Origin of the sequence: Jatrophihabitans cynanchi, from assembly GCF_027247405.1 — a bacterium.
In the GTDB taxonomy this organism is placed as follows: domain Bacteria; phylum Actinomycetota; class Actinomycetes; order Mycobacteriales; family Jatrophihabitantaceae; genus Jatrophihabitans_B; species Jatrophihabitans_B cynanchi.
This window is the reverse complement of record NZ_CP097463.1, coordinates 3965920-3986031: the sequence shown is the minus strand read 5'-3', so window position 1 is coordinate 3986031 and position 20112 is coordinate 3965920. Positions and strand designations below refer to the sequence as shown.

General features: G+C 70.6%; 20 protein-coding genes. 6 read left to right on the top strand and 14 right to left on the bottom strand.

Annotated features, from left to right (window positions below):
- Positions 1 to 3: 3 nt before the first annotated feature.
- Together M6B22_RS19405 and M6B22_RS19400 are read left to right on the top strand one after the other, a co-directional pair.
- The gene (locus M6B22_RS19405) at positions 4 to 960 is read left to right on the top strand and encodes an ABC transporter permease (protein WP_269443215.1); all 957 of its coding nucleotides are present in this window, start codon (positions 4 to 6) and stop codon (positions 958 to 960) included.
- Positions 960 to 2645 carry a dipeptide ABC transporter ATP-binding protein gene (locus M6B22_RS19400; RefSeq protein ID WP_269443214.1) on the top strand — a complete coding sequence of 562 codons (1686 nt, stop codon included), beginning with the start codon at positions 960 to 962 and terminating at the stop codon, positions 2643 to 2645. Before M6B22_RS19405 ends, M6B22_RS19400 begins: the two co-directional genes overlap by 1 nt.
- Here the strand turns inward: M6B22_RS19400 and M6B22_RS19395 are convergent.
- Positions 2611 to 3462, bottom strand: a complete 852-nt coding sequence (locus M6B22_RS19395) for a GntR family transcriptional regulator (RefSeq protein WP_269443213.1) — start codon at positions 3460 to 3462, stop codon at positions 2611 to 2613. The genes M6B22_RS19400 and M6B22_RS19395 overlap by 35 nt on opposite strands.
- Positions 3463 to 3530: 68 nt before the next feature.
- Here M6B22_RS19395 and M6B22_RS19390 point away from each other — a divergent pair, with 68 nt between their 5' ends.
- Positions 3531 to 4529 (top strand): SIS domain-containing protein, encoded by a 999-nt coding sequence (locus tag M6B22_RS19390; protein WP_269443212.1) that lies wholly within the window; start codon positions 3531 to 3533, stop codon positions 4527 to 4529.
- Between the two features lie 106 nt (positions 4530 to 4635).
- Here M6B22_RS19390 and M6B22_RS19385 read toward each other — a convergent pair whose 3' ends face one another.
- The 5 genes from M6B22_RS19385 to M6B22_RS19365 form a co-directional block, all read right to left on the bottom strand.
- A complete protein-coding gene (locus M6B22_RS19385; RefSeq protein ID WP_269443211.1) occupies positions 4636 to 5055 on the bottom strand; it encodes a PaaI family thioesterase in 420 nt (139 codons plus the stop codon).
- A 103-nt stretch (positions 5056 to 5158) separates the two neighbouring features.
- On the bottom strand, positions 5159 to 6052 hold the full coding sequence (locus M6B22_RS19380) for an SDR family oxidoreductase (protein WP_269443210.1): 894 nt from the start codon (positions 6050 to 6052) through the stop codon (positions 5159 to 5161).
- Positions 6049 to 6249 carry a hypothetical protein gene (locus M6B22_RS19375; protein WP_269443209.1) on the bottom strand — a complete coding sequence of 67 codons (201 nt, stop codon included), beginning with the start codon at positions 6247 to 6249 and terminating at the stop codon, positions 6049 to 6051. The genes M6B22_RS19380 and M6B22_RS19375 overlap by 4 nt, the downstream gene beginning before the upstream one ends.
- Before the next feature lie 29 nt (positions 6250 to 6278).
- Positions 6279 to 7772 (bottom strand): UbiD family decarboxylase, encoded by a 1494-nt coding sequence (locus M6B22_RS19370; RefSeq protein ID WP_269443208.1) that lies wholly within the window; start codon positions 7770 to 7772, stop codon positions 6279 to 6281.
- Positions 7769 to 8407 carry a UbiX family flavin prenyltransferase gene (locus M6B22_RS19365; RefSeq protein ID WP_269443207.1) on the bottom strand — a complete coding sequence of 213 codons (639 nt, stop codon included), beginning with the start codon at positions 8405 to 8407 and terminating at the stop codon, positions 7769 to 7771. Before M6B22_RS19365 ends, M6B22_RS19370 begins: the two co-directional genes overlap by 4 nt.
- Positions 8408 to 8471: 64 nt before the next feature.
- Between M6B22_RS19365 and M6B22_RS19360 the strand changes: the two genes are divergently transcribed.
- A complete protein-coding gene (locus M6B22_RS19360; RefSeq protein ID WP_269443206.1) occupies positions 8472 to 9080 on the top strand; it encodes a TetR/AcrR family transcriptional regulator in 609 nt (202 codons plus the stop codon).
- A 373-nt stretch (positions 9081 to 9453) separates the two neighbouring features.
- On the opposite strand, the gene M6B22_RS19355 is transcribed toward M6B22_RS19360, so the two are convergent.
- Positions 9454 to 10347: an SDR family oxidoreductase gene (locus M6B22_RS19355; RefSeq protein WP_269443205.1), complete on the bottom strand. Its 894-nt coding sequence runs from the start codon at positions 10345 to 10347 to the stop codon at positions 9454 to 9456.
- Between the two features lie 105 nt (positions 10348 to 10452).
- Here M6B22_RS19355 and M6B22_RS19350 point away from each other — a divergent pair, with 105 nt between their 5' ends.
- A complete protein-coding gene (locus M6B22_RS19350) occupies positions 10453 to 11037 on the top strand; it encodes a TetR/AcrR family transcriptional regulator (RefSeq protein WP_269443204.1) in 585 nt (194 codons plus the stop codon).
- A 35-nt stretch (positions 11038 to 11072) separates the two neighbouring features.
- On the opposite strand, the gene M6B22_RS19345 is transcribed toward M6B22_RS19350, so the two are convergent.
- Positions 11073 to 12356 carry an EAL domain-containing protein gene (locus tag M6B22_RS19345; protein WP_269443203.1) on the bottom strand — a complete coding sequence of 428 codons (1284 nt, stop codon included), beginning with the start codon at positions 12354 to 12356 and terminating at the stop codon, positions 11073 to 11075.
- 165 nt (positions 12357 to 12521) lie between these two features.
- On the opposite strand from M6B22_RS19345, the gene M6B22_RS19340 reads away from it, so the two are divergent.
- Positions 12522 to 14024: an MFS transporter gene (locus M6B22_RS19340; protein WP_269443202.1), complete on the top strand. Its 1503-nt coding sequence runs from the start codon at positions 12522 to 12524 to the stop codon at positions 14022 to 14024.
- On the opposite strand, the gene M6B22_RS19335 is transcribed toward M6B22_RS19340, so the two are convergent.
- From M6B22_RS19335 to M6B22_RS19310, 6 genes are read right to left on the bottom strand one after another with little or no spacing between them, the layout of a single operon-like run.
- Positions 13955 to 15397: an amidase gene (locus tag M6B22_RS19335; RefSeq protein WP_269443201.1), complete on the bottom strand. Its 1443-nt coding sequence runs from the start codon at positions 15395 to 15397 to the stop codon at positions 13955 to 13957. The two genes, M6B22_RS19340 and M6B22_RS19335, sit on opposite strands and share 70 nt — an antisense overlap.
- Complete coding sequence (locus tag M6B22_RS19330) at positions 15394 to 16392, bottom strand: branched-chain amino acid ABC transporter permease (protein WP_269443200.1); 999 nt, start codon at positions 16390 to 16392, stop codon at positions 15394 to 15396. The genes M6B22_RS19335 and M6B22_RS19330 overlap by 4 nt, the downstream gene beginning before the upstream one ends.
- Entirely contained in the window at positions 16389 to 17258 is an 870-nt protein-coding gene (locus M6B22_RS19325; protein ID WP_269443199.1) for a branched-chain amino acid ABC transporter permease, read from the bottom strand. Before M6B22_RS19325 ends, M6B22_RS19330 begins: the two co-directional genes overlap by 4 nt.
- Positions 17255 to 17983: an ABC transporter ATP-binding protein gene (locus tag M6B22_RS19320; protein ID WP_269443198.1), complete on the bottom strand. Its 729-nt coding sequence runs from the start codon at positions 17981 to 17983 to the stop codon at positions 17255 to 17257. The genes M6B22_RS19325 and M6B22_RS19320 overlap by 4 nt, the downstream gene beginning before the upstream one ends.
- Positions 17980 to 18738, bottom strand: a complete 759-nt coding sequence (locus M6B22_RS19315) for an ABC transporter ATP-binding protein (RefSeq protein WP_269443197.1) — start codon at positions 18736 to 18738, stop codon at positions 17980 to 17982. Before M6B22_RS19315 ends, M6B22_RS19320 begins: the two co-directional genes overlap by 4 nt.
- Positions 18738 to 20078: an ABC transporter substrate-binding protein gene (locus tag M6B22_RS19310; protein ID WP_269443196.1), complete on the bottom strand. Its 1341-nt coding sequence runs from the start codon at positions 20076 to 20078 to the stop codon at positions 18738 to 18740. Before M6B22_RS19310 ends, M6B22_RS19315 begins: the two co-directional genes overlap by 1 nt.
- Between the last annotated feature and the right edge of the window lie 34 nt (positions 20079 to 20112).

Genomic DNA, 20112 nt, shown 5'->3' with positions numbered 1-20112 from the left:
ACGATGAGCACCACTGTGACCAGCACGATCGGGGTTGACACCGACGCCGATCTCGGCTCCGGGGCGTGGCGGACGATCCGCTCCGTGCTGCGCCAGCCGAGCACGATCGTCGGCCTGGTGATCGTCGGCCTGTTCGTCCTCAGCGCCGTGCTCTCCCCGGTCATCGCGCCGTACAGCGTCTCGCAGTCCAGCTGCAAGGTCTTCGCGCCGCCGTCCGGCAAGCACTGGCTGGGCTGCGACGACGGCGGCATCGACGTGCTCAGCCTGGTGCTGCACGGCGGCGGCGTCTCGATGATCGTCGGTGTCTTCGCCACGCTGATCTGCATGATCGTCGGCGCCGGCTTCGGTATTCTCTCCGGCTACTTCGGCGGCTGGGTGGACATCGTGCTGATGCGCATCACCGACTACTTCCTGGTCATCCCGCAGATCGTGCTGATGATCGTCATCGCCGCGGTGTGGGGTCCGAACCTCAGCCACGTGATCGTGGTGATCGGTGCGTTGATGTGGACGGGGACGGCGCGGGTCGTCCGGGCTCAGGTCATGAGTATCCGAGAGCGTGCGTACGTGCGCCGGGTCGAAGCGCTCGGCGCCGGCCACCTGCGGATCATCGCCCACCACATCATCCCGCAGGTCGGTCCGCTGCTCGCCGCCAACGCGGTGCTCGCGATGACCGTCGCGATCTTCAACGAGACGGCGCTGGCCTTCCTCGGCCTCTCCGACCCGACCGCGATCACCTGGGGGACGATCATGGAGCACGCGTTCGACCGGGCGGCCGCCGGCGCAGGCGCCTGGTGGGCGATCGCACCGGCCGGTGTCGCGGTCGCGCTGTTCATCGTCGGCTGCTACCTCATCGGCCGCTCGATCGAGGACGCGCTCAACCCACGCCTGCGCGTCTCGTACCTCTCGCCGCGCAGTTGGACGCTGCGGCCGCTGGTCGGCCGCGGCCCGGAGGCCATCTGATGCCGGCCGCACCCGTCCTGGCGATCGAGGACCTGCACGTCTGGTTCGGCACCGGCTCGACCGAGACGCACACGCTCAAGGGCATCAGCCTGGCCGTGGCGCCGGGCGAGCGGGTAGGCCTGGTCGGCGAGTCGGGCTGCGGCAAGACGACGACGATCCTCGCCGCGATGGGCCTGCTGCCGCCGTCCGCGAGCGTCGCGGGCCGGATCCTGCTCGGCGGCGAGGACCTCCTCGCCCGCGGCGAGCGCTCGGTCGCGGCGCATCGCTGGACGGACCTCGCGATGGTGTTCCAGGGCGCGATGAACGCGTTCAACCCGGTGCACACGGTGGGCTGGCAGATCGCCGAGGCGCTCCGTATCCACCGGCCGGCGCCGCGCGAGGCGATCACCCGCCGCGTCCACGAGCTGCTGGAGCTGGTCGGCATCCCGGCCGGCCGCGCGGACGCGTACCCGCACGAGTTCTCCGGCGGGATGCGGCAGCGGGCGGTGATCGCGATGGCACTCGCCTGCGAGCCGAAGGTGCTGCTGGCCGACGAGCCGACCACCGCGCTGGACGTGGTGATCCAGGATCAGATCCTGGCGCTGCTCACCAGGCTGTGCGACGAGCTCGCGCTCGCGCTGATCCTCGTCACCCACGACCTCGGGGTCGTCGCGCAGACCTGCGACCGGGCCGCGGTGATGCTGGACGGTGAGATCGTCGAGCACGGGCCGGTGCTCGACCTGCACCGCAACCCGACCCACTCCTACACCAAGCGGCTGTTCGAGGCGACGCCCAGCCTCGGCGACGCCCGTCCCGCTGCGCCGGCCGCGGCGGCGCCGTCCGCGCTGCTCGAGGTGGACGGGCTGCGGGTCAGCTACTCCGGCCGGCGTGGCATGACCGATGCGCTGCTGCGCCGGCCGGGTCCCGAACAGGTCGCCGTCGACGGCATCTCGCTGACCGTCAATCGCGGCGAGCTGGTGGCGCTGGTCGGGCAGTCCGGCTGCGGCAAGACGAGCACCGTGCAGGCCGTGCTCGGCATGGTGCCGGCGGCCGGCGGCGACATCCGGCTGGACGGCGAGTCCACCCGCGACCTCGACCGTTCGGGCCTACGCCAGCTGCGCCGTCGCGTGCAGATGATCTACCAGGACCCGTACGAGTCGCTGGACGGACGGTTCCGGGTGCGCGACACGCTGGAGGAGCCGCTGCGCATCCACCGGGCGGCGGCGGGCCGCGAGCAGCGGCGGGCGATCGTCCGGGGCGCGCTCGAACGGGTCGGCCTCACGCCGGCCGGCCGCTACCTCGACCGCTACCCGCACGAGCTGTCCGGCGGGCAGCGGCAGCGGGTGTCGATCGCCGCCTGCCTGGTGCTCCAGCCTGAGCTGCTGCTGGCCGACGAGCCGGTGTCGATGCTGGACGTCTCGCTGCGCGCCGGCATCCTCGACCTGCTCGACGAGCTGCGGACCGACTCGTCGCTCGGCATCCTGATGATCACCCACGACCTGTCGACCGCGGCCACGTACGCCGACCGGATCCTGGTCATGCACGAGGGCCGGATCGTGGAGCACGGGCCGGCCTGGCAGGTGGTCAACGAGCCGGTGGACGGCTACACGAAGATGCTGCTCGCCGCGGTGCCGAGCCCCGATCCGCAGGTCCGGCCGCAGCGACTCGCGCTCACCGGCGACGTCGCGGAGCGCTCGCAGGCGTGACCGCGGTCAGCGGCCGGACGAGCCACTCCCCTGCCTTGCCCGGCTGCAGCAGCTGCCGGTTCGTCCCGCCGGCGCTGTAGAAGATGAACTCGGTCGCCCGGTAGGTCTGCTCGTAGCAGTCGAACGCGCTGCCATCGGCGTCGAAGCTGACCCCGCGGATGCGCACGACATGATCGGTCCGGCCGAGCTCCAGCACCTGCCGGTCGGCCGGGCTCGGCCGGTCGACCTCGATGGCCTGCTCGACGTAGTCGTCGCGCAGCCCGTACTGCTCGGCAAGGTAGGTGTAGAGCGACTTGCCGGCGCGCAGGTAGCTCTCGTCCAGCGCCGGCACCCGGCTCAGCGGGAGCACCGCACGCTCGAGGATCGCCGCCGAGCCGCCGACCCGGCGCAGCCGGCGCACCTCCCAGACCGGCTGGCTGGCGTCGATCACCAGAGCGCGGGCGATGTTGTGGCTCGTCGTCCCGACCGTGATGCCGAGCAGCTCGGTGCGCAGCTTCGGCCGGGCGCTGCCGTCGCTCAGCGACGCCAGTAGCTCGCCGCCGCGGCTCGGATCGGCGACGATCCTGCCGCTGCCGACGAACGTGCCGACGCCCTGGTGCCGAGAGACGCGCCCCTCGCGCTCGAGCTCCTCGAGGCCACGGCGCACCGAGATCATGCTGACGCCGGTGCGCTCGGCGAGCTCCGGAGCGCTGGGCAGCCGGTCACCGGGCTTGAGCCGCTCGCGCTTGATCAGCTCCAGGACGTAGTCGTAGACGCGCTCGTACCGGAGCCGGCGTTCGGCGCCCGACGCCTCGGAATCCAGTGATCGCTTCGCCACGCAAGCAGTCTAGGTCAAGAGGACATATTCGGTATGACCTCGGCACGCATACTCGGTATACTGACTGGGTGCAGACTCTGATGTGGCTCGAGATGCTCGAACAGCCGGCGGTTCTCGACCGCTTCGTGTCCCGCTGGGACGCGGTACTCGAGGCCGTGCGTTCACTCGTTGCCGACGACCCGCCGCGCGCAGCCGTCACGCTCGCCCGCGGGTCGTCCGACAACGCGGCAACCCTGGCGCGCTACCTCGTAGAGCGGGCGGTCGGCTGCGCCGTCGCGTCCGGCAGCCCGTCGCTGTGGACCCGCTACGGCCAAGACGGCGACTACCGCGGCGTGCTCGCGCTCGGCATCAGCCAGTCCGGCTCGACCCCGGAGCTTGTTGCCGCACTCGGCAGGCTGCGCGGCTGCGGCGCTGCCACGATCGCGGTCACCAACGAGCCCACCAGTCCCCTCGCGGACGTGGCGCAGCTGACGATCAGCCTGGACGCCGGTCCCGAGGTTGCGGTGCCGGCCACCAAGACGGTCACCGCGCAACTGCTCGCCGTGGTCGCGCTCGCCGCAGCACTCGGACACCTGGATCTGCCGGCTGCATCGCTGGCCGCGCTCCCGGGCGCGGTTGCGGCCGTGCTCGCCGATCCCGCGCCCGCGACGGACCTGGCGGCCCGGTGGCGCAACGCGCGCAGCCTGCTGGTCGTGGCGCGGGGACCGCTGATCGCGGCGGCGCAGGAGACGGCGCTCAAGGTACGCGAGACAGCTGGGGTGCTCGCTGTCGGGACATCCACCGCCGACCTGGTGCACGGACCGATCGCTGCCGTCCGGCCAGGCGACCCGGTGCTGCTCTTCGACGCCGACCCGGCCATCCGTGCCGACGTCACCGAGGTCGAGCAGCGGCTGCTCGCGATCGGCGCGGACGTGCGCCGACTCCCTGCTGCGACCGGGATCGCCGACGTCCTCTTGCCGATCGTTGAGACCGTGCGCGGACAGCAACTCGCCCATGAACTGGCGATCGCTCGCGACCGATTACCCGACACGCCGACGGGGCTCAGCAAGATCACCCTTACCGCCTAGCCGATAGTCGAGTCCGCACAGTCCAACTCCGTCGCCAGGTTGTCGATCCCGCCGGCCAACTCGAGGTCCGAAGGGACATCGAGCATCGCGTGTTGATCACTCATGCCTACGATCTGGCCGTGACCGCGCTCCCCTGGCCGACGGCGCACGTCCGCGCCGAGCCGTCCGGGCCGAGCTCGTCGATCGTGACGGTCGCGACTGCCCGCGTCCGGTCGTAGGCGGTGACGACCCCGATTGCCCGCAGCACGCCGCCGCGCGCGGCGGCGAGGTAGCTGACCGTGAGGCCGCTGGTGACGATTCGAGGGCCGAGCACGGTCCCGCATGCGAAGGCCAGGGTGTTGTCGACCAGATAGGCGAGTACGCCGCCATGGACAATGCCGGACTGCTGACGGTGGTGCTCGGCGATGTCGAGCTCGAGAACCGCCTCTCGGTCCTCGTACCGTGTTATCCGGGCCCCGATCAGCGCGTTGAACGGCTGCGCCGCCAGCACCTGCTCGGCCAGGGCGAGAGTCGGCGTCCCCGTCACGCCGACATCCGGACGCGAGCCTCGGGTACCCGGGCCGGCTCGTTGCCGGCGTGCGCGCCAATCGGGACAGGCGCGCGGAACGACAGCTCGCCGCGTCCGAGGTTCATTGCGCTGATCCGTCCGCCGGGGTGACCTGGTCACTGGCCGGGTCGGCCGCGGCCGCCTCTCGATAGTGCTCGGCGAGGTGCCGTTGACCGGTGGTCGGGGAGATCACGTCGTGGGTGAGCACGGTGAGCGGGAACTCGATGACGCCGTGGACTCGCAATGGGGTCAGCAGGCGCATCAGCGCCAGAGCCGAGGTGAGGAGCCCGGCCGGGACATGGGTGATGCGGGGGGCCACGCCGAGTGCGCGGAAGGCTTGCTGGGCGATCTGCTCGTGTGTGAGGACCTCGGGGCCGCCGAGTTCGACCTCGTCGGCGTCGGAGGTGAGAGCGTCGACCGCTGCCGTTGCGACGTCGGCGCCGGCGATGGGGTTGATGCGGAAGGTGCCGTCGCCGAAGAGGTACACCCGGCCCTTGTGGGCCATGTTGAGGTACGCGTCGAAGTCAGAGAAGTAGCCGTTCGGGAACAGGATCGTGTGCGCCAGGCCGGAACTGCGGAGGTGTTCTTCGAACGCGCGCTTGGCGCGGACGAGTTGGAGCTTCTCCAGGGCGGGCGCGCGGACCACGGAGGTATAGACGAACTTGCCCGCGCCGGCCCGGACGGCCTCGGCGAGCAGGTTCGCGTTGGCCCCGTAGTCGACGTCCCAGCATGTCTGTGCGCCGGATTTGCCTACGAGCCCGACAGCACTGACTACGGCGTCGATGCCATCGCAGCTGCCGGCGAGACCCTCGCGGTCTGTGGCGTCGGCCGTGAATGCCTCATCGACCGCGTCGCGGATCGGCTCAAGTCGGGCGGGGTTGCGCGCGAGGGCCCGCACATGATGTCCGCGCTCGTGCAGCGCCTGGACGATGTGCCTTCCCAGGTAGCCGGTTGAACCGGCGACGAGGACCCTCATTGCCCGGTCACCTTCTGGTCGCCGGCCCAGGCCGGCGACGATGCCCGGGTAGGCGTTGGGATCGCCACCGAGTTCGCGGCTCGGCCCAGCGCACACGCGACGACGTCGTACTCGGCGGCTACCCGCTCGGCGGTGTCGAGGCCCTCGGCCTCGGCCGTGCCGACACCGCCGGTCGCGCCGTAGCTCGCTGATTCCATGGCAGGTGAGTCCTTTCGGTGGGTCGTGGCTAGCGATAGCCGTAGTTGTGCCAGTCGGCGAGCACCTTCTCCCGGACCTCGCGGGGCCATCCGTTCTCGAAGCTGCCCTTCACGGGCACCCGCTGCTCGGGGTAGAGGTCGGCGAGCAGGCAGTTGTAGATGACCTTGCCGGCCAGGAAGGTGTGCTGCTCCTGCGGGGAGAGGTAGACGGCGAGATGGTCGCTGACCTTGTTCGGGTAGTGGAACGCGCCGCGGTCGACGTCGGGGTGGCAGCGGGTGGCGAAGGCCCACATGACCTGTTCGAGATCGGTGATGTCGATGTCGTCCTCGACAAGCATGATCTTCGGTGCGTTGACACCCGGCTTTCCGGCGAAGACCATCTCGGCGACCCGATCCGCGAGTTTGTGAGCGCTCAGACCGGTGGTCGCGTGCCAGTCTTCGTGCACTGCCAGGACGAGCCAATGCACAGCGGCCTCGAAGTTGTACCAGGCCGACGAGACGGGCAGCCCGGCTTGGCCGAGCAGGTGGAGGATCTCCGCGGCGCTCGTGCTCCCGATGATGGTGTGGTCCTCCTCGACCGGTGGGCCGGCGGCCACCGCGGGCATGATCGCCGAGTCGCGGTAGGTGATCGCCGAAACGGTGAACAGCTGCTTGGGGGAGGATTCGATCGAGTTGTAGCCCGGAAACTCGTTGAACGGGCCCTCCATGACCGTCTGGTCGATGCTGATGTGTCCCTCGATCACGATCTCTGCCGTCGCCGGCACCAGCAGATCGACGGTCTCGGCGCGGACGACCTCGATGCCTTCGCCGAACAGCGCGCCGAGGTAATGGCTCTCGTCGGCGCCCTCGGGCAGCGGCATCCCGCCGACCAGCGGCAGCCCCGGCTCCACTCCGATGGCCAGCGCGATCGGCATCGGCTCGCCGAGCTCCGTCCACTGCGATCGGATGATGCCCAGATGCTGGGGTGCCGGGATCAGGCAGGCGAGCGTGTTCTTGCCGGCGACCATCATGCGGTTGATGGACCAGTTCGTCCACGAGCCGTCCGGGCTCCGCACGATGTTCATGCCGTAGGTCTGGATGTAACGGCCTCCGTCGTTGCCGTGCAGTAACGGGGTGGGGAAGGCCCACAGGTCGATGTCCTCGCCGGTCACGATGTTCTGCTTGCACGGCGCGTCGGCGGCCGACACTTCTACCGGCGCGATGCCGGGGCGGGAGCGGGCGTCGGCCAGCGCCTGCACGATCTGTTGCCCGGTCGCGTCCACCGGCAGACCGACGGCCAGTGCGAGCCGCGCGAACCGGTGTCCGGGTCCGCTGAGCGAGCCGGGCGCGCCGAGCACTCGGAACCCGGTCGACTGGTAGCCGGTGATGTTGGTGAACAGCGGCGCCGGTGCCCGCAGGTCGTAGGAGCGACGGATGATCGCGCCGATCTCGAGGTTCCAGTCGACCTCGGTATCGATCCTCTGGATCTCGCCGACGGCGTCCAGCTCGTCGATGAACTCACGGAGACTCTTGATGTGCTTCAACGTTGTGACCTCTGGATCGCGCCATTCGAGGTGGCGAGTGGAATCGGATTCGGGTTGGTCAGATCGATGTCGCCGCCGCCCCAGCGCGGCGTGCCGGGCACGTCGATGTCGAACAGGTCAAGGGCGCGGGCGACGGTGTGCCGGACGATGTCGTGCACGCGTTGCGGGCGGAGGTAGAACGCGGGCACGGGCGGCATCACCACGCCGCCCATCTCGGTAACCGCCGTCATGGCACGCAGATGAGCCAATGTCAGCGGCGTCTCACGCACCAACAGCACCAACCGCCGCCGCTCCTTCAACGTGACGTCCGCGGCCCGGGTCAACGCGTTGTCACCGAGGCCGTGCGCGATCGCGGCAAGCGTGCGCACCGAGCACGGCGCGACGATCATGCCCGCCGTCCGGAACGAGCCGGACGCGATCGCGGCACCGACGTCGGCCGGCTTGTAGACAACGTCGGCCAGTGCGGACAACTCGCGCGCCGACAGCTCCGTCTCGTAGTCACGGGTCTGTTGTGCCGCAGGAGTGACCACCAGGTGGGTCTCGACGCCCGCCGCGCGGGCGTCGCCGAGCACCCGCACGCCGTAGCCGATCCCGGTCGCGCCGCTGATCCCCACGACGAGCCTGCGCGGGGTCACGGGAACTCCACCATCACGCCTCCATTCATGGACCGCACGGTCCACGAATGGCTAGACTAGCACCATGGCGAGGACACCGAAGCCTCTCGACCCCGGGCGCGAGGAGGAACTACTGATCACGGCCGCACGTCATTTCGCGGCCGCGGGATACGCCGGCACCTCGCTGAACACTGTCATCGCCGAGGCGGGCTGGGCGAAGAGCTCCTTCTACCACTACTTCACCGACAAGCGCCGACTGCACGAGCACGTGATCAACGCCCTTGCCGCGCGCCTCGTCGCCGAACTGCGGGCGCCCGAGATCGCGACGCTCTCGCGCGCTCGATTCTGGCCGGCCATGGCCGAGTTGCTCGAAGGACTCGCCGCGGCGGCACGGCATCGACCCGAGACGTGGTTCCTCGGCGAGATGTTCCACCGGCCGACCAGCGATGACGACGGGCAGCTGCAAGAACTCCGGGACCAGGTCGAGCAGTGGCTGCGCCACGCGATCGTGCACGGCCGCACGATCGGGGTCATCCGCGACGATCTCCCCGAAGAACTGCTGATCGAACTGACCCTCGCCGTGCTGCAAACCCTCGACCGCTGGGCGGTTCGGCACAAACTGCACTCCCCGGGCGGACCGGGACCACCGGACGCGTCGATACAGGTCATCCGTGACCTGATCGAGCGACGGTGACGCACCGAATTCCTCACCAGGACCCCATCGACGCGGCCCTGACAGCTGCCGAGCAGGCACGGCCCTGCCCGCTCGCCCCTGCTCGCGCGCTGAGACAGCAGATCACCACCGCGCTCGGCGCACATCGCTGACAAGCTCCCACACCTTCGGCTGCGCGGCCGCGATATCGATGCGGTGCTCGATCAGTGGCTCGTAGGTTCGCGTCCGGCAATGTCCGCTAGCAACTGTTCGGCGGCGACGCCGCACCGACCGGTGCTTGCGATCTCGCCGGCCGCGTGATCCGCGAGCGCGCTCGGCACTGACCTCCCTACCCGTCACAGCCGCTTCGCTCAACCGTCCGGCGACCGGGTTGCCATCGCCCCGCCAGCGCAAGTCAGAGCGAGTACGCGCCCGCGTCGAGATCCTCGATCAGTGTCGGTCCGGTGGGCGTCCAGCCGAGCAGTTCGCGGGTGCGGATGCTGCTCGCAGCCAGATCCATCGCGAAGTAGCTGCCGAGCCATCCGAAGTGCTCGGCCACGTCGTCAGGGGCGATCGGAGCGACCGGCAGCTCGAACGCGCGGCCGATCGCCTCGGCGATCTCGCGGGTGGCGACGCCCTCCTCGGCGACGGCGTGCAGGCGCGCACCGGCTGGCGCCTTCTGCAGACCGAGCGAAACGAGACGGCCGGCGTCGGTCCGGTGCACGGCGGCCCACCGGTTCGTCCCGTCGCCGGGGTAACCGGAGACGCCCTTCTGCCGCGCGATCGCCGCGACGGCCGCGATGAACCAGTGGTCACCGGCGCCGTGCACGGTCGGCGCGAAGCGCAGGCTCACCGTGTGCACCCCGCGCTCGACGAACTCCAAGGCCAGGTTCTCGCTGCCGCCACGGGGCGAATCCGGACCGCGTGCCGGGGACGGATCGTCCTCGGTCGCAGGCCTGCCCTGAGCAAGGCCGGCGACGCCGGCCGCGAGCAGGAACGCCCGGCCGGAACCGGCAAGCGCGTCGCCGATGGTCTGGACGGCGGCGCGCTCGGCCGCGTTCGAGACGGCAGGGTTGGCGAAGTCGTGCTTGTTCGCGAGATGGATGACGGCCTCGGCGGCTCCGGCGCCGGCGCGGATGCCGGCCAGATCGTCCAGGTCGCCGCGGCGAGCACGCACGCCCTTGGCCTGCAGGGCCGCGGCGGAGGCGTCGGAGCGGGCGAGCCCGGTGACCTCGTGTCCGGCGGCGAGCAACTCGTCGACCGCGGCGGAGCCGATCCATCCGGAAGCTCCGGTGACGAAAACGTGCATGAGGTGAACTCCTTCGATACGGCCGCTGATGTCAGTGACAGACATAGCCTACCTCGCTGCGTCAGTCACTGTCATCACTCCGCGGTCATCACTACACTCGGCCGCATGGCGCGTTGGGAACCCGGGGCTCCGGAGCGGCTACAGCAGGCCGCCCTCGAGCTGTTCGCGACCCGCGGCTACGACCAGACCACCGCTCGCGAGATCGCCGAATCCGTCGGCCTGACCGAGCGGACCTTCTTCCGCCACTTCAGCGACAAGCGCGAGGTGCTCTTCCACGGGCAGGACGTGTTCGTCCAGGCCTTCCTCGCCGGGGTGGGCGCCGCTTCCCCGGGAGCCACGCCGATCGAGATCATCGCCGCAGCGCTGCAGTCAGCGGCGTCATTCTTCCCCGACGAGCGCCGGTCCCACTCCCGGACGCGGCAAGCCGTGATCGATAAGAACCCCGCGCTGCAGGAGCGCGAACTGCACAAGTTCGCCAACCTGGCCGCAACGCTCGCCGACGCCCTCCGCCGGCGGGGGGTCGAACCCCTCGCCGCCACCCTCGCGGCCCAGACCGGTACCAGCGTCTTCGCGATCGCCTTCGCGCAGTGGATCGGCAAGGGCGAACGCCGATCGCTGAACGAGATCACCGCGGACGTCCTCGGCGAACTGCGGACCCTGACCGCGAAGGGTCGGGCCCGGTCGCGGTAGGGCGTCGACGGCCCCGTGGTCAGGCCGGCCGGCGCTCACTGGCGGTGCGCCGCTGCCCCCGAGTCGATCCGCGCCAGCGCATGTGCCACGTGCCGCGAGACTATCCGGGCGATCGACAGATCACCCGCCGTCCAGCGGCGTGGCCGCGAGCAGGACAGCTCCAGGACACCGAGCGGGCCGTCCACGCCGATCAGTGGCACGAGCAGCAGGCTGGCCATGCCGAGGCGGCGCAGCACCTCGCGCTCGGCCGGGTCCGACTCGGCCGAGCCGGCGTGCACCTCGAGCATCACGCCCTCGCGCAGCGCCGCGGCCGTGGCCGGGAAGTCGCCGAGCCGGTAGGTGGTGCCGTCGAGCTGGCCGCCGGTCGCGATGATCTCGCGCAGCATGCCGTCCTCGTCGAGCACCGAGACGCCGATCAAGGTCGCGCCGAGGGTGTGTGCGGCGTTCGTCAGCACCTGGTCGAGCTGGACGCGGTAGGCGGTGCTCGCCAGCGACGCGGTGATGTGATGGATGTCGATCCGGGCGTCGGCCGGCGGGGCGGATGGTTCGAGCCGCAGCAGTTCGCGGCGCGACGCCGCGCATGCCGCGCGCACCTCGGCGGACACCGGCCGGAACTCAGGTGCCGGGGTGCCGACCGCCCAGCCCTGGACGAGGTCGACGTCCAGGGCGGCGAGCGTCTGCAGGTCGCTGAGCCGCTCCAACCCCTCGGCCAGCACGAGGCAGCCCAGTCGCCTGCCGAGGCTGACGAGCGCTTCGACCACGGCGACCAGTTCGGTGTTGCCGGTGATCGCAGCGACCGCTCCCCCGTCGATCTTGATCAGGTCCGGACGCAGCTCGGCGAGCCGGATCAGCCCGGCGTACCCGGTCGTGACGTCATCGACGGCGATCTTGGCTCCGCGCTCGCGCAGGGCGCGCAACTCCCCCTGCAGCCGCGCCGGATCGGCGGCCGGCTGCTCGGTCACCTCCACGATCACGCGGCGCAGGTCGCCGGCCATCGCGGCGCGCACCTGCGGATGCTCGAGCGCGTCCGGGCTGACGTTGATCGCGACGTCGACGCCGACCGGGATGCCGGGCAACAGCTCACGTGCGGCCCGCACACACGCCGCCTCGAGCGCGAAACCGCCGCCGGTCGCGTGGGCCGCGGCGAAGACCTGGCCGACCTCGATACCGGCGGCCGAGGGAAAGCGGGCCAGCGCCTCGACCGCCACGGTGCGCCCGGTGACCAGGTCGACGATCGGCTGCAGGAACATCTCCGGCGCCGACGGGTCGGCTTCGGACCCTCGCCACGCCGACATCACCTCGCCATAGTGACACGGCACGCGGCACTTGTCCGGCAGGCGAACACCCCACCGGGCGGCGTTGCGGACCGTCGTTTTCCGGCAGCTCACAGCGGGTAGCAGCTACCTGAGGCGCTCGCCAGCGGAACCAGAGGAGGCAGTGATCGCCTGTATCGTGGGCATCGAGTCGCGGTATCGGCACGGGTGATGGCGGTTCCCGGCACCGCACTCGCGCGGCACGGGGTCCGGCGGCTCGAGCACCTGGTCGGCGGCCGGGCGCGACGCCAGGTGGTGGTCGCCTTCGCCTGCGTCCTCGCTTTGGACAGTGCCGACAAGGCGACCGTCGGGGCGAACGCCACGCAACTGCAGTCCGCCTTCGGCATCGGCAAGGCACAGATCGGCCTGCTGCTCGCGGTGGGCAGCGCGATCGGCGCGCTCGCCACGATCCCCGCCGGCATGCTGGTCGACCGGGTCCGCCGCACCCGGCTGATCGCGATCGCGGTGCTGTGGTGGGGCGTCGCGATGCTGCTGTCCGGCTTCGCCACCGGCTTGCTGTTCCTGCTGCTGGCTCGCGTCGCGCTCGGGCTGGTCACCGCGGTGTCCGGTCCAGCTGTCGCCTCGCTCGTGGGTGACTACTTCCCCGAGCACGACCGCGGCCGGATCTACGGCTACGTGCTCGCCGGCGAACTGATCGGCGCCGGCTTCGGGTTCGTGGTCTCGGGGCAGCTGGCCGCGCTGTCGTGGCGGGCGCCGTTCTTCTTCCTCGTCGTGCCGACCCTGCTGGTGTTCTGGCTCATCCGCCGGTTGCCCGAGCCGGCGCGCGGCGGCGCCAGCCGGCTTCCGGGCGGCGCGGACGAAATCCGTTCCGCCGACGACATCGAGTCCGGCCGCGCCGATCCGTTCCCGACCGAGAGCGCCGGGAAGGCGAACGCAGGGAACGCGAACGCCGGGTCGCAGGAGAGCGACCTGGCCCGCAAGGCGGCCCGCCGGGCTAACGTCGCGCCACGTCCGGAGGCGCTGCTCGACCGGGACCCGGCGCAGCTGTCGTTGTGGGAAGCCGTCAGGTACGTGCTGCGGGTGCGCACCAACGTCGTACTCATCACCGCCTCCGCACTCGGCTACTTCTTCTTCTCCGGCGTGCGCGGCTTCGCCATCGAGTTCTCCGAGAAGCACTACCGGATCGGGCAGGGCGCGGCCTCGTCGCTGACGCTGCTGCTCGGCATCGGCGCGCTGCTCGGCGTCCTGTCCGGCGGACGTCTGGCCGACCGGCTGCTCGCGCGCGGCCGGGCTGCCGCGCGCGTCGAGGTGCCCGGTGTGTCCGTACTGCTGGCCGGACTGATCTTCGTACCCGCGCTGCTCGTGACGAACGCCTGGCTGGCGGCCGGACTGCTGATGGTGGCCGCGCTGTTCCTCGGCATGTCGACCCCGCCCCTGGACGCCGCGCGGCTGGACATCATCCATCCGGGCATGTGGGGACGTGCCGAGGGCGTGCGCACGGTACTGCGCAACGGCGCTGACGCCTCGGCGCCGGTGCTGTTCGGCGTGCTCGCGCAAACCGTGTTCGGCGGTGACTCCGGGCTGCAGTACACGTTCCTGGTCATGCTGCTGGCCCTGTTCGCGTCGGCGGTGATCACCCTGAGCTACGGCCGGCGCGAGTACCCGCGGGACGTCATCGCGGCCGCGCGCTCGCTGGAGCGCACCGCTGAGTGACCGGCGTCCGCCACGACGGTCCCGGCGCGCAGCACGGTCGGCTCGTCAAGCCGGCGTCCGACGAGCTGGATGCCCACCGGCAGACCGGACGCCGAGCCGAACGGCACCGACAGCGCAGGCAGCCCGGCCGCGTCGAACACCGAGGTCAGCCGGGTGAGCATCCACTCGACGTGCATCCGGTGCCCGTCCACGGTCACCTGGTTGTCGCCGATCAGCGGCGCCGGCGCCGGCACGGTCGCACAGACGAGCAGGTCCACCTCGCGCAACGCGGCGAGCAGCGCCTCGACCTCGAGCCCGACCACGTTGCGGGCGGCGCGGTAAGTTCGCTCGTCGGGCGGCCCGGCCCCGAGCAGCTCGGCCAGTTCGGCGCTGTAGCCAGCCGCCTCCGCTCCGAACCTGGCCCGGTGATACGGCACCGCCTCCGCCGCCACCAACGCGAACGCCGCAGTCACCGGCGCGTCCGAACCGGCCGGTCGGACGTCGCTGATCGACGCGCCCGCATCGCGCAGCGCCTCGACCGCGCCGTCCAGCGCGATGCGCACACCGGGATCCAGGATGCTCTCGAACCAGCCGCGCAGCCGGCCGACCCGCAGTCCGCGCAACCCGCTGCCCAGGCCGGCCAGCGGGTCGGCCACCGGGTCCGCGAGCGTGCGCGCGTCGGCGGGGTCGGGGCCGGCGACCGCGCCGTACAACACGGCGGCGTCCCGGACCGTCCTGGCCAGCGGGCCGGCGTGATCGAGCGCCGGCGCCAGCGGGACGACGCGGTGCAGGCTGATCCGTCCGTAGCTCGGCTTGAAACCGACACAGCCGCAGAGGGCGGCGGGGATCCGCACGCTGCCACAGGTGTCGGTGCCGAAGCTGCCCGCGCTGGTGCCGGCGACGACCGAGGCAGCCGATCCGCCCGACGAGCCGCCCGGGATACGGGCAGGCGCGTGCGGGTTGTGGGTCGGCCCGGTGTACCCGTTGCTCGTCGTCCCGCCCCAGGCGAACTCGTGCGTGCAGTGCTTGCCGAGCAGCACCGCGCCGGCGGCCCGCAGCCGCGCCGCGACCGTGCTGTCGGCGTCGGCCACGTTGCCGCGCAGCAACGCCGAACCGGCGGTGGTCGCCACGCCGCGCACGTCGTAGAGGTCCTTGAGTCCGAGCGGGATGCCGCACAACCGCCCGCCCCGGCCCGCTGCCAGTTCCTCGCGCGCCTGGTTCGCCGCCTCGAGAGCGGCGTCCGCCGTGACGGTGACGTACGCGTTCAGATCGGGCTCGAGCAGCGCGATGCGCTCGAGATAGGCCTGGGTCAGCGCGAGCGGGTCGAGCTCGCCGCGCGCGATCGCGGTGCAGGCGTCGACGATCGACAGGTCGGCGAGGCCGGTGTCGCTCACGACCGTTCCGGCACCGGCTGCTCGCCCACGCGGTACCCGACCGGGAACAGGCGCAGCCCGAACCGGTCGAGCAGCCCCCACAACCCGCGCCGGACCCAGACCGCCATGATCACGGCGACCGAGCCGACGATGATCAGGTACCAGGCGCCGTGCGAGGCGAGGGTCTGTTGCAGGGTGAAGAACACGATGGTGCCGATGATCGGCCCCTCCAACGTGCCGATGCCGCCGATCAGCACCACGAAGATCATGTAGGCCGACCACTGGACACCGTAGACGTTGCCGGCCTCGATGTTGAGCTGGCTGATCGCGAGCAGCGCGCCTGAGCCGCCCGCGCCGATCGCCGCGGCCAGGTAGACGATCCGCTTGGCCCGCGGCACAGCGACGCCGACGGCGCGCGCCGCGGTTTCGTCGTCGCGGACGGCGGTGAGCGCCAGTCCGACCCGGGTGCGCAACAGCAGGTAGCAGCCGATTAGGGTCAGCACGGCGACTGCGAGCGCCGCCCAGTAGGTCATCGCGCCGAGCAGCACCGGGTCGTAGCCGTCCAGACCCGGCAGGTTGGTTCCCGTGCCGCCGCCGAGCGCCGAGGACCGGATCGTGAGCAGGGCGAACACCTCGGCGACCGCCCAGGTGCCGATCGCGAAGTAGCCGCCGCGCAGCCGGAACACCAGGTACGACACCGGTACCGCCACGACCGCGCAGAACACTGCTGCGATCGGCAACCCGACGAACGGGTTGACGCCGCGTTGCGCGAGCCACAGCACGCCGTACGCACCGATGCCCACGTACGCCTGCTGGCCGACCGACACCAGGCCCGCGTAGCCGGCGAGCATGTTCCAGGTGATCCCCAGGATCAGCAGGATGAAGAAGTCGATCATCGTGTTCGTGGTGCTCTGCTCGGCGAGGTACGGCAGGTAGCCGAGCACGATCAGGATCACGGCAGCAGGCAGCAACGCCCACCGGGACGTGCGGGTCGAGCGCCGGATCGGCACGATCATGTCTCTGCCCTCGCCGGAAGCAACCCGCTCGGCCGGACGGCGAGCACCGCCAGGAACACCAGGTGCCCGACCAGCACGCCGATGGTGGGGTCGAACTCGGCACCGATCGTCTGTGCCAGGCCCAGCACGCAGCCACCGGCGAGGGTGCCCCAGAGCGAGCCCAGCCCGCCGATGATCACCGCCTCGAACGCGAACAGCAGCAAGCTGCTGCCGCTCGTGGGCGCGAACTGTGCGTACATGCCGAACGCGAGGCCGGCGATCGCGACGGTCGCGAACGCGATGGCCGTCGCGATCGCGGTGATGTGCCTGGTGTTGATGCCGACGATGGCGGCCGCCTCGCCGTCGTCGGCGACCGAGCGGATCTGCCGACCGGTGCCGGTGCGGGCGAGGAACACCTGCACTCCTGCGAGCACGAGCACCGCGACCACCAGGATGCCGAGCCGCAGGTAGCTGACCGACACCTGGCCGGCCGGGTGGAACGCCTTGGTCGCAAGCTTGCCGACGCTGAACGCGTGGCTGTCCGCGGAGAACCCCTCGAGCAGTGCGTTCTGCAGGACCACGGACAGCCCGAAGGTGACGAGCAGCGTGGTGAGCGGCCCGTTGTCCAGGCTGCGCTGCAGCAGGGTGCGCTGCGAGACGTAGCCGAAGGCCGCGAACATCGGCGGCACGAACAGCAGCGCCCACAAAGCATTCGAGTGCACCGACGGCAACAGCGCGACCGCGACGTACGCGCCGAGGATCGCGAGATCGCCGTGCGCGAGGTTGATGATGCCGACTACGCCGAACAGCAACGAGAGCCCGCACGCGAACAGCGCGAACAACCCGCCCAGGAGCAGCCCCTGCACGATCGCGTTGACCCAGTTCACGACCCGCCCTCCGTCGCGAACCCGAAGTACGCCGCCTCGACCTGCTCGTGCGAGTAGTCGTCCGGGGCGCCGGCCAAGGTGGTACGGCCCTCCAGCAGGCATTGGAACCGGACCGCGACGCGCATCGCCTGCGCGACGTCCTGTTCGACCAGCAGCACCGCCATGTCGCTGCGCAGCAGGGTCGGCAGCATCCGGTAGATCTGCCCGACCACGACCGGTGCCAGCCCGAGCGAGATCTCGTCCAGCAGCAGCACGCGCGGGTTCGCGACCAGTGCGCGTCCGATCGCCACCACCTGCTGCTCGCCGCCGGAGAGATGGTCGGCCTTCTCGTGGCGCCGGCCGCGCATCCACCCGAACAGGTCGAACACCCGGTCCAGATCCCACTCGCCGCTTCGCCCGTTGCTCGCGCCGACAAGGATGTTCTCCTCGATCGACAGCGACCGGAACAGCCGGCGGCCTTCGGGCACCATGACGAGGCCGCGCTGCACGCGCTGGTGGGGGCTGAGGCCGGTGATGTCCTCGCCGTCGAGCGTGATCCGCCCGGACGTGTGGTGCAGCCCGGCCAGTGTGCGCAGCAGGGTCGACTTGCCGGCGCCGTTCGCACCGACCACCGCGACCAGTTCGCCGGGCCGCACCTGCAGGGCAACGTCGTGCAGCGCGGTGAGCTGACCGTGCCGGACGGTCAGCCCCTCTGCCACGAGCAACGCGTCCGGCCGGCTGGTCATGGGCCGCCGTCCGCAGCCAACGGATCGATCACCGTCGAGTCGGTGCCGAGGAACAGCTCCTTCACGTCCGCTCGGCCGAGCACCTGGATCGGATCGCCGTCGGCGATGAGCCGGCCCAGTGCCAGGCAGACCAGCCGGTCGACCGTCGAAAGCAGCGCGCGGACCACGTGCTCGATCCAGATGATCGTCACGCCGCTCGCGTTGATCTCGCGCACCAGCGTCACCAGCTGGGCCACCTCGGGCTCGGTGAGGCCGCCCGCCACCTCGTCCAGCAACAGCAGGTCCGGCCCGGTCGCCAGCGCGCGAGCCACCTCCAACCGCTTGCGAGAGAGCAGTCCCAGCCGGCCGGCGAGCGTGTTGGCCTGATCGGCGAGACCGGTGCGTTCCAGAACGTCCAGGGCGCCGCACGTCGCTGCGCCGGAGCGCAGCCCACCCCCTTGGTGGGCGGCGACGAGGACGTTCTCGAACACGGTCATCCCGGTGAACGGCCGTGGCACCTGGTGGGTGCGGCCGATACCGAGGCGTACCCGTCGAGCCGTGTCCAGCCCCAGCACGGAGCGCCCGGCCAGCTTGATGTCTCCGCCGTCCGGGCGCAGTTCACCGGACACCATGGCGAACAGGCTGGTCTTGCCTGCACCGTTAGGGCCGACGATGCCCAGGGTCGTTCCCACCGGGACGTCCAGCGACAGCCGGTCGGCTACCAGCACCTGACCGAACCTCTTGCTCAACGAGTCCAGCTCGAGCAGCGCGGTCATCAGGCGTTGGTCGGCTCCAGGTCCGCGGCAATGGGTGCGTCCTTGTTCGCTGAGTTGTCGACAACCTGCAGCTCGAACGGGAACTTGCCGGTCCCCTTCTTCCACTGCACCCCGGCAGGTTTGACGATCGCGACTCCGGGCACCGGCCCAGCGGTGAAGTCGAGGGCGCCGGACATGCCGGAGAACTTCATCTTCCGCAGTTGCTCGGCAACCTGGTCGTGATCGTGCGGGTCGTCCACTGCGGCGAAGGCGTTGTACGCGACCTCGAACAGCGAGTACGTGCTCCCCAGCGCCTGCACCCACTGCTTGCCCGTCGCCGCCGTGAACGCATCGGCGAGGTCCTTCGCCGACTGGCCGGTGAGCGAGCTCTTGTACGGCATCGTCGGGGTCCACCACGCGTCGGTCGCGATGTTCGTGACCAGGTCGCCGAGCGCGACGACGTCGGCGGGGAACAGTAGCACCTTGGCGACGGTCGCCAGCTTCGGGCGGAAGCCCTGCTGTGCCGCCTGCTTCCAGAACACGTTGAAGTCGGGGGGCAACGGCGCGTTGACGTAGATCTCGCACTTGGCGTTCTTGAACTTGCTGATCATCGACGTGTAGTCGGTGGTGCCGTCGGGGTACGCGCCGCCGTCGACCAGGCGGTAGCCGGCCGGCTTCATCAGCGGCGGCCAGCCTGCGCGGAAGGCGTTGCCGTCGGCGTCGTTCGGGAACATGCCGGCGGCGACCTTGTCGTTCGACACCCGGTTCCACATCGGGATGAAGCACTCGCCGAACTCGGCCACGCCGAAGAAGAACATCGTCGTGTACTTGAAGGCATCACCCTGCTTCGCACCGCGACCGAAGTACCACGACTCCCACGGCACGACGGTGGACACGCACGGCACGTGCTGCGACTCGCATACCGAGGCGACGGGGTTCGTCACCTCCGGCGTGGAGGTCACCAGCACCATGTCGACCTTGTCGTTGGTGATGAGGTCTTTGGCCACCTGGGACGCGCGGTTGGTCGACGACTGACTGTCCGCCACAACGATCTTCACGTCGTAGGTCGACGAGCCGATCTTGATCCCACCGCTGTACTTGGGCGTCTTGCGAACCGTATCGACGACGAAGCCGTCGGAGACCGCGAAGCCGGCAAGTGGACCGGACAGCGGAGAGACGAACCCGATCGTGATGGTCTTGCCGGTGCTCTTGGTGTTGCCCTTCAGGCCGGACGAGCACGCCTGGAGCAGCGAGCCGCCCGCGAGTACCGCCGCTCCGGTGCCGGCACCGCGCAGTACGGCGCGCCGCGATACCGCCCGGTCGATCAGTCGCGCATTGCCCGAGGTGTTGCCTTGGTCCATCGTCCGGCTCCGATCGTCGACCGGACCGGTTCGT

Bases quoted from the DNA above. Each gene is read 5' to 3' on its own strand.
- M6B22_RS19405 (WP_269443215.1), top strand. From the start codon at position 4: ATGAGCACCACTGTGACCAGCACGATCGGGGTTGACACCGACGCCGAT.
- M6B22_RS19400 (WP_269443214.1), top strand. From the start codon at position 960: ATGCCGGCCGCACCCGTCCTGGCGATCGAGGACCTGCACGTCTGGTTC.
- M6B22_RS19380 (WP_269443210.1), bottom strand. From the start codon at position 6,052: ATGAGGGTCCTCGTCGCCGGTTCAACCGGCTACCTGGGAAGGCACATC.
- M6B22_RS19375 (WP_269443209.1), bottom strand. From the start codon at position 6,249: ATGGAATCAGCGAGCTACGGCGCGACCGGCGGTGTCGGCACGGCCGAG.
- M6B22_RS19360 (WP_269443206.1), top strand. From the start codon at position 8,472: ATGGCGAGGACACCGAAGCCTCTCGACCCCGGGCGCGAGGAGGAACTA.
- M6B22_RS19355 (WP_269443205.1), bottom strand. From the start codon at position 10,347: ATGCACGTTTTCGTCACCGGAGCTTCCGGATGGATCGGCTCCGCCGCG.
- M6B22_RS19350 (WP_269443204.1), top strand. From the start codon at position 10,453: ATGGCGCGTTGGGAACCCGGGGCTCCGGAGCGGCTACAGCAGGCCGCC.
- M6B22_RS19340 (WP_269443202.1), top strand. From the start codon at position 12,522: ATGGCGGTTCCCGGCACCGCACTCGCGCGGCACGGGGTCCGGCGGCTC.
- M6B22_RS19330 (WP_269443200.1), bottom strand. From the start codon at position 16,392: ATGATCGTGCCGATCCGGCGCTCGACCCGCACGTCCCGGTGGGCGTTG.
- M6B22_RS19320 (WP_269443198.1), bottom strand. From the start codon at position 17,983: ATGACCAGCCGGCCGGACGCGTTGCTCGTGGCAGAGGGGCTGACCGTC.
- M6B22_RS19315 (WP_269443197.1), bottom strand. From the start codon at position 18,738: ATGACCGCGCTGCTCGAGCTGGACTCGTTGAGCAAGAGGTTCGGTCAG.
- M6B22_RS19310 (WP_269443196.1), bottom strand. From the start codon at position 20,078: ATGGACCAAGGCAACACCTCGGGCAATGCGCGACTGATCGACCGGGCG.